Raw genomic sequence first — 14,660 nt, 5'->3', positions numbered from 1 at the left:
GGGGCAGTCCGCCCCCGCGAGCCTGCCGGGTTCGGCGGGCGGACCGGCGCGTTGCGAGGGGCTTGACGGGCATCCTACTAGAAGGTAGGTAGAGACATGGGCAACTTATCTCCCACCTCTGACGACATCTTGGCTTGCGCGCGTTCTCTGATCGTCGCTGGCGGCTACAACGGTTTCAGTTATGCCGACATCGCTGATGTGGTCGGGATTCGTAAGGCGAGCATCCATCACCATTTCCCAAGCAAGGTCGATCTGGTCCGAACGCTGGTTGCGCGGTATCGGAAAGAAGCTGAAGCGGGGATGGCGAATCTCGAACTTCAGGTATCCGATCCGCTCGAACAGCTTCGGCTCTACGCTGGGTATTGGGAAGCCTGCATCGCGGACGCCAGCGCTCCGTTTTGCGTTTGCGCGCTGTTGGCAGGCCAACTCCCCGTCCTGCCTGAGGAAGTTGGCTTGGAGGTCCGGGCGCATTTCCGCTCCCTGTCAGCGTGGCTGACATCCGTGCTGGAGCGCGGCGCGCGGCACGGCCAACTTCAACTGATGAGTACCCCTCGTGCCGAGGCTGAAGCGTTCATGGCAACGGTTCACGGCGCGATGCTTTCGGCGCGGGCCTATGGCGATCCGAAGATATTCGGCGTCGTGACAGGCCCGCTGTTGGAGCGACTCGCTCCGCAGGATTCTCTCCAGATACGGTCCTAGATCTCAAATAACCCATAGCTGTCATCGCTCTTCGACGTTCGTCGAGAGCGTCTACCTACTAGTCGAAAGGACGATCCAATGACGGTTCACAGTGGCGATCTTTCTCGTGCCAACCAGGAACAATGGCTCAAGCTCTATTACTTCGCCCGGACAGCGTTCTCGGCTGTCTGGGTGGCGGCTGCCTTTACGGTGGGACAGCATTCCTGGGTGATCGCGGCGGTTTTACTCGTGGCTTATCCTGCATGGGATGCCCTCGCCAATTTTGTCGACGCATCGCGCAGCGGAGGATTGGGACAGAATCGCACGCAGACTATCAATGTCGTGGTCAGCGTGGTGACAACGCTCGCGGTGGTTCTCGCGCTGGCGATGAGCATGAATTGGGTGCTCGGGGTGTTCGGCGTATGGGCGATCCTGTCTGGCCTACTTCAACTCGGCAGCGCAGTCCGCCGTTGGAAGAGCTATGGTGCGCAGTGGGCGATGATCCTGAGCGGAGGGCAATCAGCGCTGGCAGGCACGTTTTTCATTGTGCAGGCTCGGATGCCGATGCCGCCATCCATCACCAACGTGGCCGGCTATGCCGCAGTAGGCGCCTTCTACTTCCTGGTTTCGGCGGTGTGGCTGAGCGTGAGCCAGTTGCGGCGGAAGACTGCATAGGCCCGCCATCTTAAACCGACCCGATCAGAGAGCTGTCCGGCTTCCTTTATCGGGACTCGCTCGCTGAAAAGACGAGGCCATGGGCGAAATCGCGGCCGGACGTCCCCAGGGCGGCGGCGCCGCCGCTGAGGTGTCGTTTGCGCCGGTGCTCTCGCTGCGGAATGACGCCCAAGGACGTGCAATAGGCCAGAATTTGGGGGCAGGGCGGCCCTCACAAGCCAGCCGGGTTCGACGAGGCGGCCTGTCGCCCGGCCATGACCCCGCCGGAATCGCACCCAGAAAAAGCGGTAATCTCACGGATTATTGACTGACAGATATTGAAATCTGTCAGCGAGACATGCTATATCCATTGCCGACGCCAAGATCAGGTGTCACCCGGCTCGATGGTTTTGAGCCCGGGTACTCGCAAAGGACTACGTTATGACGACCCAACTCATCCATCTGACCGCCCAAATCCAGCGCTGGCTCAACCAGAGCGTTGCCCGTCATCTGGCCGCCCAGGCCGAGCGGCTGGAACCGGCGACGAAACATTAACCCGCCAAGGTGATTGCCTAAGGGGGATTAGATGACCACCCGTCCCATCGCATCAAAGGTGCGCGCATGAACGAAGTCGTGGTTCTGACCCCCGAACGGATTCTGGAGGTTACCGAGGACGTTCTGCGCCGCTACGGGCTGGCCAAGGCCACTGTCGTGGACGTTGCCCGTGCGCTCGATGTCAGCCACGGCAGCGTCTATCGCCATTTCCCCAGCAAGGCCTCGTTGCGCGAGGCGGTGGCCAAGCGCTGGCTCGACCGTCTCAGCGCGCCGCTGTTGGAGATCGCGGAGGCTTCCGGCCCCGCGCCCGCCCGGTTGGAGAAGTGGCTGCGCACGATGTTTGCGATCAAGCACAAGCGTCTCGGCGACGATCCTGAAATGTTTGCGACCTACCTGACGCTGGCCCGCGAGGCCTGCAAGGCCGTGAGCTGCCACAAGGACTGCCTGGTCGACCAGATTGCAAAGATCCTGTCCGACGGTGTGAAGCAGGGCACGTTCGAGGTCGCCGACGTCAAGGTTTCGGCCCGCGCGATTTTCGACGCCACCAGCCGCTTCCACCATCCCGCGCACGCCGACGAATGGAAAGAGCCGGGTGCCCCGGCGCGGATCGATGCGTTGCTGGCGCTGGTGCTCAAAGGACTGGAAGCGCGGCGCAAGCACTGACGATCCTTCTGTTCGCTCCTAAAATGGAGGAGGCGCGTCGGACCTCGGTATTCCGGTTGCGGCCGATAATTGCGAAGCCAGTTTCGCCGCATGACTGAAGGCGGTAGTCGCCACAATCTTATGCCGGCTCCCATTCTTCAATTGAACATATAGACCGAAATCGAGTTGTCCCTCGCTACCGTGCCGGGTCGTCCCCAGCGAGTGGCATTCATCAAACGGACAATCGACAATCACGCTGGTCCGACCGAACAATAGCCGCGATATCTTCAGCCGCCGAACGGCCGTATCGAACTCGGCAACCCACTGGCGTGACACCATCGCAAAAGCAAAGCCGCACATCGATAATATCAAGAAGATGCCCGACGCTACATAAAGGTACGTATGCCCTTCTTGCAGGCTCGTAGCCATCAGGAAAAACATGACGAGCAGGGCAGCGAACCCAACGAGAAAAGATGTGTTGGTTCGAGGACGTCCGGAGTCAAGAACAAGCACTTTGTCTTGTCGTTCAAGTCGAACGTCACATTCCGCCATGATAAGCAAAATATCATTGTGCGAGCGGTCGTGGAATAGGCTCGCGGGAGTTGAATAGGCAGAGTATCCGTTCCAAACGAACCTGCGATCTGATCAGCCTAACGGCCTGCAGATGCACCCGGCCTGATTGCACGCCACAAGCGGCCGGTTGTTTGATATCCATCAAGACGCGCGGCAGGCACTGACGCGATGATGGACGGGGAGGAAATGTGCGGCTGGCCATCTTTGCCGATATCCATGCCAACCGGCAGGCGTTCAGCGCGTGCCTCGATTTCGCACGCGCCCGCGGGGCGGAGCGGATCATCTGCCTCGGCGATATCGTCGGCTATGGCGCCGATCCGGAATGGGCGGTCGATAAGGTGATGGGCCTGGTCGATGACGGCGCCATTGCCGTGATCGGCAACCACGATCACGCGATCGGCACCCCGTCGGAAAGTATGAATTCCGCGGCGCAAGCTGCGATCGAATGGACGCGCGGCAGGTTAAGCGCGCCGCAGCGGCGTTTTCTGGCGGGCCTGCCGCTGACGCTGCAGGAAGACGACCGCCTCTATGTGCATTCGGAAGCCTCGCATCCGGCGCGTTGGCACTATGTGCGCGATACGCCGGACGCCGCGCGCAGCATCGCGGCCACCGATGCCCATGTCACCTTCTGCGGCCACATCCACCGGCCGGCGCTCTATTCGATGTCATCCGCCGCGAAGATGACGAGCTTCATCCCGACATCAGACGTGCCGGTGCAACTGCTCGGCGGCCGGCGCTGGCTTGCCGTGCTCGGCTCGGTCGGGCAGCCGCGCGACGGCGACCCGGCGGCTTCGTTCGCGATGCTCGACACGACCTCGCATGAGCTCACCTATTGCCGCGTGCCTTACGATGTCGAGACGGCAGCCGAGCGGATCCGCGCCAACGGCCTGCCGCACTGGCTGGCCGATCGCCTGCTCGTGGGGAAGTGAGCAATGGTGAAGCCTTTGATCGAACCGGGCGCGCAACTTGACGGCTTCACCGTCGGGGAGTGCGTCCACCAGGGCGGCATGGCGACGTTGTGGACGGTGACCCATCCCGGCATCAATGTGCCGTTGTTGATGAAAGTCCCGCGGGTGGCCGAGGGCGAGGATCCGGCGGCCATCGTCAGTTTCGAGATGGAGCAGATGATCGTGCCGCGGCTGGCCGGCCCGCACGTGCCCGGCTGTTTTGGTACCGGCGATTTCAACCGGCAGCCATACGTCGTGATGGAACGCATCCCCGGCAAGACGCTGTACAGCCGGATCGACCAATTGCCGATTCCCTACGAGGAGGTGAGGGTGATCGGCGGGCAAATCGCGACCGCGCTGGCCGATCTGCACCGGCAGAACGTCATTCACCACGACATCAAGCCGAGCAGCATCATGTTCCGCCCGTCAGGCGAATGCGTGCTGATCGATTTCGGCTTGTCGCATCACAACCAGTTGCCGGATTTGTTGCAGGAAGAGTTTCGTCTGCCCTACGGCACCGCGCCCTATATGGCGCCGGAGCGCCTGCTCGGCGTTCGCGACGATCCGCGCAGCGACCTGTTTTCGCTGGGCGTGCTGCTCTATTTCTTCACGACCGGCGAGCGGCCGTTCGGCGAGAGCGAAACGCTGCGCGGCATGCGGCGCAGGCTGTGGCGCGATCCCTATCCGCCGCGCAAGCTCAGGCCCGACTATCCGCCATGGCTGCAGGAAATCGTGCTGCGCTGCCTGGAGATCGAGCCGGTGTGGCGGCATCCGACGGCCTCGCAACTGGCGTTCGAACTGGCCCATCCCGAACAGGTCAAGCTGACCGCCCGCTCAGAACGGCTGCAGCGCGATCCGCTCTCCACGGTGTGGCGCCGCCGCTTCAATCGCGGCCTGACGCTGCCGAAGCCGAAATCCGATGTCGCGGCCCAGTTGGCGTCGGGACCGATCGTGGTTGTTGCGCTCGATACCGAGGAGGGATCGGGGCCGCTCAACGAATGCCTGCGCCGCACCGCCGCACAGTTGCTCTCCACATTGCCGTCGGCGCGGCTCGCCTGCCTGAACGTGCTCAGACTCGGGCGCATCACCATCGACCGGACGCTCGACGAACAAGGCAACAACAAGCATATCGACCGCATGGTCGCGCTGCGGCACTGGGCGCAGCCGCTGGAGCTGGATGAAAGCCGTCTCACCGTGCATGTGCTGGAGGCGGTCGATCCCGCCGCCGCGATCCTGGAGTTCACCCGGGTCAATCATGTCGATCACATCGTGATCGGCGCGCGGCAGAACTCGATGCTGCGCGCGCTGCTCGGCAGCGTGTCGGCCAAGGTCGCGGCCGAGGCCGCATGCACGGTTACGGTGGTGCGGCCGCCGCCGTCAGCGGTGGCGTCCGTTTACGACGGGAGCAAGGGCTAGCGCCGGATCAGGCGTCGAATGCGCTCACTCGAGGGACTGGACAGGCGGCGCCTTTGAGCGCGGCGGGTTCGGCGCGGGATAGCTCGTGACGCGGCCTCGTTGGGCCGGGCCGGCAGAATTGGCTGCGGGGGTAGCCCCGACGGCTTCCGCCCTCGCGCCGCGCACGCTGTCTCGCGACGCCTGTCTGCGGTGCCGCGACCGCGAGCCTTCCAGTCCCCACGACCGCGAGATCGAAGGTCCGGCCGTGTAGCCCACGAAGGCGCCCGCAACGGCCCCGACTGGGCCGAGCACGACGGCGCCGGCCACCGCGCCCAGCGCGGCGTCGCCCGCGCGCTGCGCGAACACCGAAGAGGGCAGAAGTACCAGGAGCAATGCGGCGATCGTGTAGGCGGCCTTGATCATATTTCCGTCCCATCCGTGGAAGGCGGGATGCTGGTCTGCCTTTATGGCGAGATGCGTGAGGCTTTGTGGCCGGAGCGTGGACTTTCCGGGTTTCATGGCACGCTGGCCCTTAGTGTGGCCTTGCTACCCGCTGGCGACTTATTTTGACGGCGCGCATGCCCCAGAATGTCGCGGACCCCGTGGCGGCCAATATCCGCCGTAGGCCTGCGGAAAAATATCGAAGATCGGAGTTCGTCCATGCCCGGGCTCAGGAGCGCCCCATCCAGATCGTTCTGTCCGAGCCACCATCCTCGAGTTTCAAGCGATCAAAGCCTCGCCTGGACCAGAACCGGACGCCCCGTGCATTCGCGCTGTTGACGCCGACATGCGTGGCCCCGACTCCTTCTCGCGAGGCGCGGGCCATCCACTCCGAGAACAGCATCGTTCCAGCGCCACGTTCCTGAATTCTCTCCAACAGGTTCAGATGGAGATGCGCTGGATAGAGCTCGACAATTTGCTGAGGGGCACGTTGCGGGTGATGGATGGCGTAAGCGCGGCGCTGGTCCGCGGACCATTCGGCTGCCGGCCTCGCAGCCGGATCGGTGTATTGTCGGCGAAGTTTTGGCCACCATTCAGCCTCAAGCCTCTCCTGCCATGCCCCGGTGTCCGGCGTACCGACGGCGAACCCGGCAACGCCCTCGTCGTCTTCGACGACAAGGGCGAGCCGCGGTTCGAGAAGGGCATAAGGCGCGGAATAGATGTGACCGATCAGCTTGTGATCTTTGTACAGGTGAGAAGCGTCCCCACCTTCGTGGCCAGTTGCAAGGGAGATTGCATAAAGCGCGTCAAGGTCGGCAGATCTGAACGGTCTGATTGCAAGCACGGAACTCCTCCGCTTTGCGCCGGCAGAGACCGGTAATCAGCGTCAGACCGCTTCGCCGCGCGCCAGCGCCGCCGCGTGACGGATCGCGGAAATGTTGGTCTTGTAGGCTTCCATCGTGCCGCCCTTGAATACCGCGGAGCCTGCGACCAGCGCATTGGCGCCGGCGGCCGCCAACTGTCCGGCGACCTCAGGCGCCACGCCGCCATCGACCTCGATGTCGATCGGACGGCCCGCCGTCATCGCCCTGATGTCGCTGACCTTGCCGAGCGCGGACTTGATGAAAGCCTGACCGCCGAAGCCGGGGTTGACCGACATCACAAGCACCAGATCGATCAGGTCGATGACGTATTCGATCGCGCTCGCCGGCGTGCCGGGATTGAGCGAGACGCCGGCTTTCTTGCCGAGCGCGCGGATCGCCTGCAGCGAGCGATGTAGATGCGGGCCAGCCTCGGCATGGACGGTGATGTGATCGCAGCCGGCCTTTGCGAACGCCTCCAGATAAGGGTCGCAGGGCGAAATCATCAGATGTGCGTCAAAGATCTTCTTGGTGTGCGGGCGCATCGCCTTGATCACATCGGGCCCGTAGGAAATGTTCGGCACGAAATGCCCGTCCATCACGTCGAGATGGATCCAGTCGGCGCCTGCCGCGTCGACGGCGCGGACTTCCTCGCCCAGCCTGGCAAAGTCCGCCGCCAGGATCGACGGCGCGATGACGAGGGGACGCGACGCAAACTGCTGGGACATGTGCGCTTTCCCAAATCTCTTCGAGGGGCGGAATGGCCCCGCGTAACATGAGGGAGGGCCGGGGGCAATGCGGCCGCCGGCGTCTCCTGTGGGCGGAAAAATCTGCCGGAGCGGGCAGCTATTGCCGGGTTCGCCGGACGGAATCGGATGCGGGAAAGCCTGGTTTTATTGGGTTTTTCGGAATGGCACGGCGCTTGCTGACGAAGGAACCCGTACGGGCTGTCAGCCGCCATGCGTGCGGCCTTGTTGGAGTTCTGCCATGCTCTTTGCTCTGGGCGCTGCGTCATCGGCCATCGATGCCCTCAAGGCGCTGACGTCGTCGAAATCGTCGTCCACGCCAACCACCGGCGTTACGCAAAACCCCGCAAGTGCGTTCGATGTGCTGTCCTCGAACTCATCGGCTTCTGTCGGCCAGGGTTCCGGCTCCAGCTCCGGCGCCGGCGGCTCACAGATATCGCCGGCGACCATGAGCGCGCTGCTGGACGCTCAGAGCCAGTCCTCGGCAGGGGCGACGACCACGGCATCCAAGAGCCGTTCCGACGCGCTGAAGGACCTGTTCGGGCAGATCGATAGCGACGGCGACGGCAAGATCACCAAATCGGAATTCGAAGAGGCGCTCGGCGCCGGCGGCACCAATCTGGCGCAGGCCGACAGCGTGTTCGGCAAGCTCGACAAGGACGGCGACGGCTCGGTCAGCCTCAAGGAGCTGGCGTCGGCGCTGAAGGGCGGCAAGAAGCACCATGAGCATGCCGAAAGCAGCTCCAGCGACGACGGATCGAATTCCGATCCGTTCTCGCAGGCCCTGCAGGGCGCTTCCAGCACATCCGTCACCAACAGCGACGGTTCGGTGACGACGTCGCTCACCTATGCGGACGGTTCCAAGGTGACGATGACGTCGGCGGCGGGCAAAAGCTCATCCGCATCAGCGACATCGTCCTACAATTTCGTCGAGCAGATGATCCAGCGTCAGGCTCAGGCGATTTCATCGGGCGCCACCGCATCGGTATCGGTGAGCGCCTGAGCACGAGACCCGGCGAGATCGTTTCGGAGTGCGACCTAGCCGAAGCGATCGCCCCACGCCGGTAGCGCGCCCAGAAAGGGCAGCGCGACCGCACTGTGAACGCCGCGCGCGATCGCGCGGGCGACCGTGTTGGCGGCGACCATCCCGAGTTCGGTGAGGCCGGACCGCGGATCGATCAGCTTCTTGCCGGTCGCGGCGGCATACACCACATCGCCATCCGTCGGGGCATGGACGGGGTAGATGGCGCGGGCCATTCCGGTTTGCGCGATCATCGCCAGCCGTTTGGCCTGCGATTTCGTCAGCACGGCATCCGTGACCACGACCACCAGCGTGGTGTTTTCCGAAGGCGTCGCTTCCGGACCGCCCTTGAGCCGCGCGCGGAGCATGTCCGGCATGAACGAAGCCGGCAGTCCGCGTCCGCCAAATTCGTTGTTCAGTTCGAATGGCGCCGCCCAGAACCATGGCCCGTCGCCTATGGTCACGCTGCCGACGGCATTGACGACGGCGAGCGCCCCGACGGTGACGCCGCCATCGGTCTGCGCGGACGCCGAACCGAGGCCGCCCTTGAAATTGGCGGTCGTCGCGCCGAGGCCGGCGCCGACGCTGCCGAGCGCGAAATCGTCACTCGCCGCACAAGCTGCGGCGTAGGCGAGATCGCGATAGGGCGGGAAGCGCCCCCATGCCTTGTTGCCGCCATTGAGCAGATCGAAGCAGATCGCGCCGGGCACGATCGGAATGACCGCCTCGCGGATTCTTAAACCGCGGCCCTGTTCGGCAAGCCAGGCCTGTACGCCGCCCGCGGCGTCCAGCCCGAGCGCCGAGCCGCCGGAGAGCGCGATGGCGTCGATCTCCTGGACGGTGCTTTCGGGTTTGAGGAGCCCGTCCTCGCGGGTACCGGGCCCGCCGCCGCGCACGTCGATCGAGGCGACGGCGGGGGAATCGAAAATGACCGCGGTCACGCCGGAGGCGAGCGCGGCGTCGTCGGCGTGGCCGACGCGAACGCCTGAAATGTCGGTGATGAGATTTTTCAACGCGGCTGTCCGTCAGGCCGCATTTGGCTGGGCCTTTCTCCACGGATATATCAGCCGCGAGGATTGCTCAACTGGCAAGCGCCAGCCGGATCATCCGGGCAAGCTCGGATTTGCGATAGGGTTTGGCCAGCAGCAGCACGCCGGAATCCAGCCGGCCGTGGTGGACGATGGCGTTCTCGGTATAGCCCGACGTGTAGAGCGTCTTGAGGGCCGGCCGCCGCTTCAAGGCTTCGTCGACGAGCTGGCGGCCGTTCATGATGCCGGGCATGATCACGTCGGTGAAAAGCAGGTCGATGCCGGGGATCTCGTCGATGAAGCGCAGCGCGTCGGACGCGTTGGCCGCCTCCAGCGTAGAGTAGCCCAGGCTCTCGATCTGGGTCATCACATAGCGCCGCACCAGTGCATCGTCCTCGACGACGAGGACCGTTTCGTGGCCGCCCTCGATCGTCGCCGAGACCAGCGCTTCCGCCGCGGTCTGCTGCAATCCCGTCGCCCGCGGCAGGTAGATCTTGACGGAGGTGCCGTGGCCTTGCTCGCTGTAGATCTTGACGTGTCCGCCCGACTGCTTGACGAAACCGAACACCATGCTCAGCCCAAGGCCGGTGCCCCGGCCGACCTCCTTGGTCGTGAAGAAGGGTTCGAATACCCGTTCGAGCAGCGCGGGCGGGATTCCGGAGCCGGTGTCGCTGACCGCGATCATCACGTAATTGCCGGCGGCGACCTCGCTGTGCATCCCCGCGTAATTTTCGTCGAGGAAGATGTTGCTGGTCTCGAGCGCGAGCTTGCCGCCGTTGGGCATGGCATCGCGCGCATTGATTGCCAGATTGAGGACGGCCGTCATCAGCAGGTTTGGATCGGCCAGCGCGGTCCATGCATCTTCAGCCAGCAGCGGTGTGATTTCGATGTTTTCGCCCAGCGTCGGGTTCAGCAGCTTCGCCGCCTCCAGCACCAGCGCATTGACGTCGACTTCAACCGGCTGCAGCGGCTGCTTGCGGGCAAAGGCCAGCAGATGCTTGGTCAGGTTGGCGCCGCGTTCGGCGGCTTCGTCGATCAGCTTGGCGATGGCGGCAAGCTGGGGCTGATCGGCGACGGCTTCTTCGAGAATGCCGATGGTGCCCGTGATCACGGTCAGGATGTTGTTGAAGTCGTGCGCGACGCCGCCTGTGAGCTGGCCGACCGCATCCATCTTCTGCGCATGCCGCAACTGGGCTTCCGCGGCCTGCTTTTCGGTCAGGTCCCTTCCGATGAAGAAGTGACGGCGAACCGGCTCCGACCACGTCCCGGTCCAGTTCAGCGCGACCGCCTTGCCCTCCTTGTTGACATAGCGCGTCTCGAAATTGCGCTTGCTTTGTCCCCGTCGTGCCGCCCGCATCTCCCTGCGGGTGTGTTGGAGATCGTCGGGGTGGATGAATTCGACCGCGCTATGCCCGATCATGTCGGAGGGCTGATAGCCGAGGATCGCCGTGACGCTCGGGCTGACCTGGATGAAATTGCCGGCGGTGTCGGTCACGAGGATGAGATCGTTCGAGGAATCGAAGATGCGCCGCCGCTCCTCGATTTCCTGGCTGAGCGCATGCTGCGTCCGCTTGTTTTCGGTGATGTCGCGCGCGGCTTTGGAGATGCCGACGATCTTGCCGGAGGCCGAGCGGATCGGGGAGATACTCAGCGAAACATCGACGGTGCTGCCATCCTCGCGCACGCGCGACGTTTCGTAATGTTCGATCGGCTCGCCCCGGCTGATCCGTTCGACGATATTGCGTAACTCGTCGCGCCGGTCCGGCGGGACGATGATGTTGATGCTCTTGCCGATCGCTGCCGCCGCCGTGAAGCCGAACAGGCGCTCGGCGGCTCCGTTCCAGCCGGTGATGGTACCGTCCAGCAATTTGGTGATGATGGCGTCGCTGGATGATTCGATGACGGCGCCGAACAGGCTTTCGCGCTCGGTGCGGAGTCTTCTCTCGGAAGCGGCTTCCCGGCGGAACGTTCCGAGCAGACGGGCCAGCTTGGCCTGCAGGCCGACATTGTCGATCAGCAGGATGGCGAGCACGAAGCTCGCGGCACAAAGGCCGTAGATGCGGCCGAGATAGAAACCGACATCGAAGCGCGCGACGTTGAGGATCGCCGACAAGGCGATGTCGAACAACCAGGCGCTCATCACGACCATCAGCCAGACGTCGAGGACGGAGTGCGGCCTGCCCAGCCACAGCACCGCCAGCGCGGCGAGGCTGAGACACCAGACCGTCGAGACCACCCCCAGCATGACGGGCGTGTAATGACCGTCGCTCAGAAGGACCGGCAGCCGGTCGTGCTGGGCGGTGACGAGCCAGGTGAACGCGGCGATCGCGACACTGACCGCGGCGATGCTCGCAACGATGGCCGCGGCGGTCGACCCCCGTATCTTCGGCTCGCTGTCGCCTGCTTTCAACAGCGCATAGCCGAGCACCAGCAGCGGAAATACGCCGTGCCAGACCATGTAGAGCCAAACGGTGGTCTGCGGTCCCGCGCCGAGCAGCCCGCTGGGCGCGAACAGGCCGGGAAAGCTGAGGGCGTGGACCATCGCTGCCATGGCCGTGAACAAATATCCGCTGGTAAGCAGCAGCAGCGCCCGCGAACGGGAAATCGCGAACTGCGAAAACAACAGGACGGCGGTGATCAGGTCGTTGATGGCCAGTGCGGACTGATAGCTCGCCACGAATGCCGGGACCGGGGCAAGCGGCACGCCGGCAAACGGCACCGCGAAGGCGAACAGCACCGCCGAGACGCCGACCACGGCGAGCGCGGGCATGTGGTCGCGGCGGGTCGCCGGCCTGGTCGAAAGAAAGATATTGCGCTCGTCACCCATTGTCGTCTCCGGCAAACTGGCAACGAACGCGCCATGGCAATAGCTTCAACGCGCAAAATTAACGCCTTTGAACCGGGCCGACACTCAGCAGATAGTTGGACGCCACTGGAATTGACGCCACTGGAATCGCTTCGCCGAGGCTACGCCAGCGTCGCCTCGGCGGGAATCAACTCAAGGTTACATATTACCTGACGACGACTGAAGCGGAACTCGACAAGACAGGTAACCGCCTCTTTACCGACTGGCCGAATAATCTCCGCGGAACCGGTTAGATCCGCGAATTTTCATCATAGGCTGCTGCGCGACCGATCCGGGAGGCTTCGATGCCCCGCGTGCTTGTTGTTGACGATCAGGCTGGCGTCCGTACGATCATTTCCATCGTGCTGCGCATCCAGCATTTCGAAATCGTCGAGGCAGAAAGCGCCGCTTCCGCATTGAAGCTGTTCGAGGAAGCAAGCTTCGGTGAAGCAAGCTTCGATCTTGCGATCGTCGATATCTTTTTGCAAGGCACCAACGGCTCCGATCTGATCACAGCGCTGCGCTCCCGCACGCCGGGCCTGCCTGTCGTTGCCATTTCAGGGATGACCGCGCTGGACTTTCTGTCCGAAACGCCTGAGCTCTCCGACGTCGTCTGTCTGCAGAAACCATTTCGTCCGTCGGATCTGATGCGCGCGATCGAAGCAGCACGGGGCTCGGACGCGCAACCGGCCGATGCCGTCGCAGCAGCGGCGCGATAGAGGGGCCGGGATATTCCGCTTTCATGGCTGCCGATCCTTCAAGCGCCGGGTTACCGCTCGGCGCGTCGCAGGCCATTGCCGTCGGTGGCAGCCTCGAGCAGCGAACCTGGATCGGTTGCAAACTGCCGTTGCGGCAGGGGGACTGTCAGACAGCAAACGAGGCCCCCCGGGCGCCAGTCGAATTCGGCCTGGCCACCGAGCTGTGACTCGATGCTGGCGATCACGCTTCTGGTTCCGAACCCCCGCGATACCGGCTTCTCGACCGGTGGCCCGCCGGTCTCCACCCATATGATCTTGAGAAGACCCGCATGGTCTTCCCAGCCCACCGACAGCCGGCCCGACAGCGTCGACAGCGCGCCGTACTTCGCCGAATTGGTGACGAGCTCATGCAGCGCCAGCGCGACGGTCTGGGCCGTCGCCGGCTCGAGCTGGACCTCCGGACCGGACAATTCGATCTGTTCGCCGGTGGAATAGGGCGCCAGCTCCTCGTCGATCAGTTTCCTTATTTCGGCGCCTTGCCAGCTCGACAGCGAAAGCACGGTGTGCACCCGCGCCAGCGCGTTGATCCGTCCTTCGACCGAACGGACGTAGGTCTTCACGTTGTCGCCGCGCGTCAGCCGGACGATGGATTGCGCCAGCGCCAGCGCGTTCTTGGCGCGGTGGTCGACCTCGCGCGCCAGCAGGTTCTGCCGCTCCTCGGCCTGCTTGCGCTCGGTGATATCGACGGTGACACCGCTGATGCGGATGACGCGGCCGCCCTTGTCGATGCTCGCCGCCGCCGTGCCTGCGCACCAGCGCACTTCCCCGTTCGGCCGCCGGATACGGAATTCGGCCTCGTAAGATTTCGCACCTCTTGCAAAGCCGGCCCACGCCTCATGCAACCTCTGAACGTCGTCGGGATGAAACAACGCCTGGATATTGGCCGGAGTCAGTTCGAACTTGCCGGGATCGACGCCGAGGATCTGATACTGGCCTTCGTCCCACATCCAGTCGCCGTTGACCCAGTCCCAGTCCCAGGAGCCCATTTTGCCCGCGGCGATCGCGAGGCTGCGGCGCTGTTCGCTTTCCAGCAGTCTTGTGTGCGAGTCCTCCAGTTCCGCGGTGCGGGCGCGAACCCGGTCCTCGAGCTCGACGTTGAGGCGCTCAAGCTGGCGCGTCTTGCGATAGAGTTCCGCAAACACCTTGATCTTGGCGCGCAACACCTCCGGCACGACGGGCACCGGAACATAGTCGACCGCACCCATTTCATAGCCGCGCAGCCGGTCGATGTCGCTGACCTGAATCGCGGAGATGAAAATCATCGCCGTCTTCTGAAAGCGGGGATGTTCGCGGATCATCGCGGCCAGTTCGAATCCGTCCAGTTCCGGCATGCAGACGTCGACCAGGATGATGGCGACATCGTTCTTGAGCAGGAACTCGAGCGCTTGGCGCCCGGAGGAAGCCTTGACCAGGTTCTCGCCGAGTTCCTTGAGGATGACTTCATAGGCGAGCAGCTTCGCCGGCTGATCGTCCACCAGAAGAATATTTACTTGGTCGTGATCCATCATGCTTACGCC

General features: G+C 63.6%; 13 protein-coding genes. 7 read left to right on the top strand and 6 right to left on the bottom strand.

All coding sequences use genetic code 11. The features are described from left to right. Positions 1 to 96 precede the first annotated feature (96 nt). The 5 genes from ACPPVP_RS30705 (at position 97) to ACPPVP_RS30685 (ending at position 5,465) form a co-directional block, all read left to right on the top strand. Positions 97 to 699 carry a TetR/AcrR family transcriptional regulator gene (locus ACPPVP_RS30705; RefSeq protein ID WP_426527339.1) on the top strand — a complete coding sequence of 201 codons (603 nt, stop codon included), beginning with the start codon at positions 97 to 99 and terminating at the stop codon, positions 697 to 699. A 78-nt stretch (positions 700 to 777) separates the two neighbouring features. Continuing rightward, positions 778 to 1,353 (top strand): DUF308 domain-containing protein, encoded by a 576-nt coding sequence (locus tag ACPPVP_RS30700; RefSeq protein WP_426527338.1) that lies wholly within the window; start codon positions 778 to 780, stop codon positions 1,351 to 1,353. A 600-nt stretch (positions 1,354 to 1,953) separates the two neighbouring features. After that, positions 1,954 to 2,550: a TetR family transcriptional regulator gene (locus tag ACPPVP_RS30695; protein WP_426527337.1), complete on the top strand. Its 597-nt coding sequence runs from the start codon at positions 1,954 to 1,956 to the stop codon at positions 2,548 to 2,550. A gap of 740 nt (positions 2,551 to 3,290) precedes the next feature. Beyond that, complete coding sequence (locus ACPPVP_RS30690) at positions 3,291 to 4,031, top strand: metallophosphoesterase family protein (RefSeq protein WP_426527336.1); 741 nt, start codon at positions 3,291 to 3,293, stop codon at positions 4,029 to 4,031. Positions 4,032 to 4,034: 3 nt separating this feature from the next. Further along, positions 4,035 to 5,465: a serine/threonine protein kinase gene (locus ACPPVP_RS30685; protein ID WP_426527335.1), complete on the top strand. Its 1,431-nt coding sequence runs from the start codon at positions 4,035 to 4,037 to the stop codon at positions 5,463 to 5,465. 24 nt (positions 5,466 to 5,489) lie between these two features. On the opposite strand, the gene ACPPVP_RS30680 is transcribed toward ACPPVP_RS30685, so the two are convergent. The 3 genes from ACPPVP_RS30680 to rpe form a co-directional block, all read right to left on the bottom strand. Then, positions 5,490 to 5,963, bottom strand: coding sequence for a hypothetical protein (locus ACPPVP_RS30680; protein ID WP_426527334.1), 474 nt, complete (start codon positions 5,961 to 5,963; stop codon positions 5,490 to 5,492). 151 nt (positions 5,964 to 6,114) lie between these two features. After that, entirely contained in the window at positions 6,115 to 6,729 is a 615-nt protein-coding gene (locus ACPPVP_RS30675) for a GNAT family N-acetyltransferase (RefSeq protein WP_426527333.1), read from the bottom strand. 42 nt (positions 6,730 to 6,771) lie between these two features. After that, positions 6,772 to 7,473: a ribulose-phosphate 3-epimerase gene (gene rpe / locus ACPPVP_RS30670; protein WP_426527332.1), complete on the bottom strand. Its 702-nt coding sequence runs from the start codon at positions 7,471 to 7,473 to the stop codon at positions 6,772 to 6,774. Positions 7,474 to 7,732: 259 nt separating this feature from the next. Between rpe and ACPPVP_RS30665 the strand changes: the two genes are divergently transcribed. Beyond that, entirely contained in the window at positions 7,733 to 8,494 is a 762-nt protein-coding gene (locus ACPPVP_RS30665; RefSeq protein ID WP_426527331.1) for an EF-hand domain-containing protein, read from the top strand. A gap of 35 nt (positions 8,495 to 8,529) precedes the next feature. Here the strand turns inward: ACPPVP_RS30665 and ACPPVP_RS30660 are convergent, their stop codons facing one another. After that, positions 8,530 to 9,525 carry a P1 family peptidase gene (locus ACPPVP_RS30660; protein WP_426527330.1) on the bottom strand — a complete coding sequence of 332 codons (996 nt, stop codon included), beginning with the start codon at positions 9,523 to 9,525 and terminating at the stop codon, positions 8,530 to 8,532. A 67-nt stretch (positions 9,526 to 9,592) separates the two neighbouring features. Further along, complete coding sequence (locus ACPPVP_RS30655; RefSeq protein WP_426527328.1) at positions 9,593 to 12,367, bottom strand: PAS domain S-box protein; 2,775 nt, start codon at positions 12,365 to 12,367, stop codon at positions 9,593 to 9,595. Positions 12,368 to 12,690: 323 nt separating this feature from the next. On the opposite strand from ACPPVP_RS30655, the gene ACPPVP_RS30650 reads away from it, so the two are divergent. Continuing rightward, positions 12,691 to 13,104, top strand: a complete 414-nt coding sequence (locus tag ACPPVP_RS30650; protein ID WP_426527326.1) for a response regulator — start codon at positions 12,691 to 12,693, stop codon at positions 13,102 to 13,104. 50 nt (positions 13,105 to 13,154) lie between these two features. On the opposite strand, the gene ACPPVP_RS30645 is transcribed toward ACPPVP_RS30650, so the two are convergent. Further along, positions 13,155 to 14,648, bottom strand: coding sequence for an HWE histidine kinase domain-containing protein (locus ACPPVP_RS30645; protein WP_426538157.1), 1,494 nt, complete (start codon positions 14,646 to 14,648; stop codon positions 13,155 to 13,157). Positions 14,649 to 14,660 lie beyond the last annotated feature (12 nt).

This window comes from Bradyrhizobium sp. McL0615 (assembly GCF_049993905.1).
Taxonomy (GTDB): domain Bacteria; phylum Pseudomonadota; class Alphaproteobacteria; order Rhizobiales; family Xanthobacteraceae; genus Bradyrhizobium.
The sequence above is the reverse complement of the archived record's forward strand: the minus strand, read 5'-3'. Positions and strand labels throughout refer to the sequence as shown.

What these genes read in the sequence shown, in the direction of transcription:
- ACPPVP_RS30705 (WP_426527339.1), top strand. Translation starts at nt 97, where the DNA reads ATGGGCAACTTATCTCCCACCTCTGACGACATCTTGGCTTGCGCGCGT.
- ACPPVP_RS30700 (WP_426527338.1), top strand. Translation starts at nt 778, where the DNA reads ATGACGGTTCACAGTGGCGATCTTTCTCGTGCCAACCAGGAACAATGG.
- ACPPVP_RS30695 (WP_426527337.1), top strand. Translation starts at nt 1,954, where the DNA reads ATGAACGAAGTCGTGGTTCTGACCCCCGAACGGATTCTGGAGGTTACC.
- ACPPVP_RS30685 (WP_426527335.1), top strand. Translation starts at nt 4,035, where the DNA reads ATGGTGAAGCCTTTGATCGAACCGGGCGCGCAACTTGACGGCTTCACC.
- ACPPVP_RS30680 (WP_426527334.1), bottom strand. Translation starts at nt 5,963, where the DNA reads ATGAAACCCGGAAAGTCCACGCTCCGGCCACAAAGCCTCACGCATCTC.
- rpe (WP_426527332.1), bottom strand. Translation starts at nt 7,473, where the DNA reads ATGTCCCAGCAGTTTGCGTCGCGTCCCCTCGTCATCGCGCCGTCGATC.
- ACPPVP_RS30665 (WP_426527331.1), top strand. Translation starts at nt 7,733, where the DNA reads ATGCTCTTTGCTCTGGGCGCTGCGTCATCGGCCATCGATGCCCTCAAG.
- ACPPVP_RS30655 (WP_426527328.1), bottom strand. Translation starts at nt 12,367, where the DNA reads ATGGGTGACGAGCGCAATATCTTTCTTTCGACCAGGCCGGCGACCCGC.
- ACPPVP_RS30650 (WP_426527326.1), top strand. Translation starts at nt 12,691, where the DNA reads ATGCCCCGCGTGCTTGTTGTTGACGATCAGGCTGGCGTCCGTACGATC.
- ACPPVP_RS30645 (WP_426538157.1), bottom strand. Translation starts at nt 14,648, where the DNA reads ATGGATCACGACCAAGTAAATATTCTTCTGGTGGACGATCAGCCGGCG.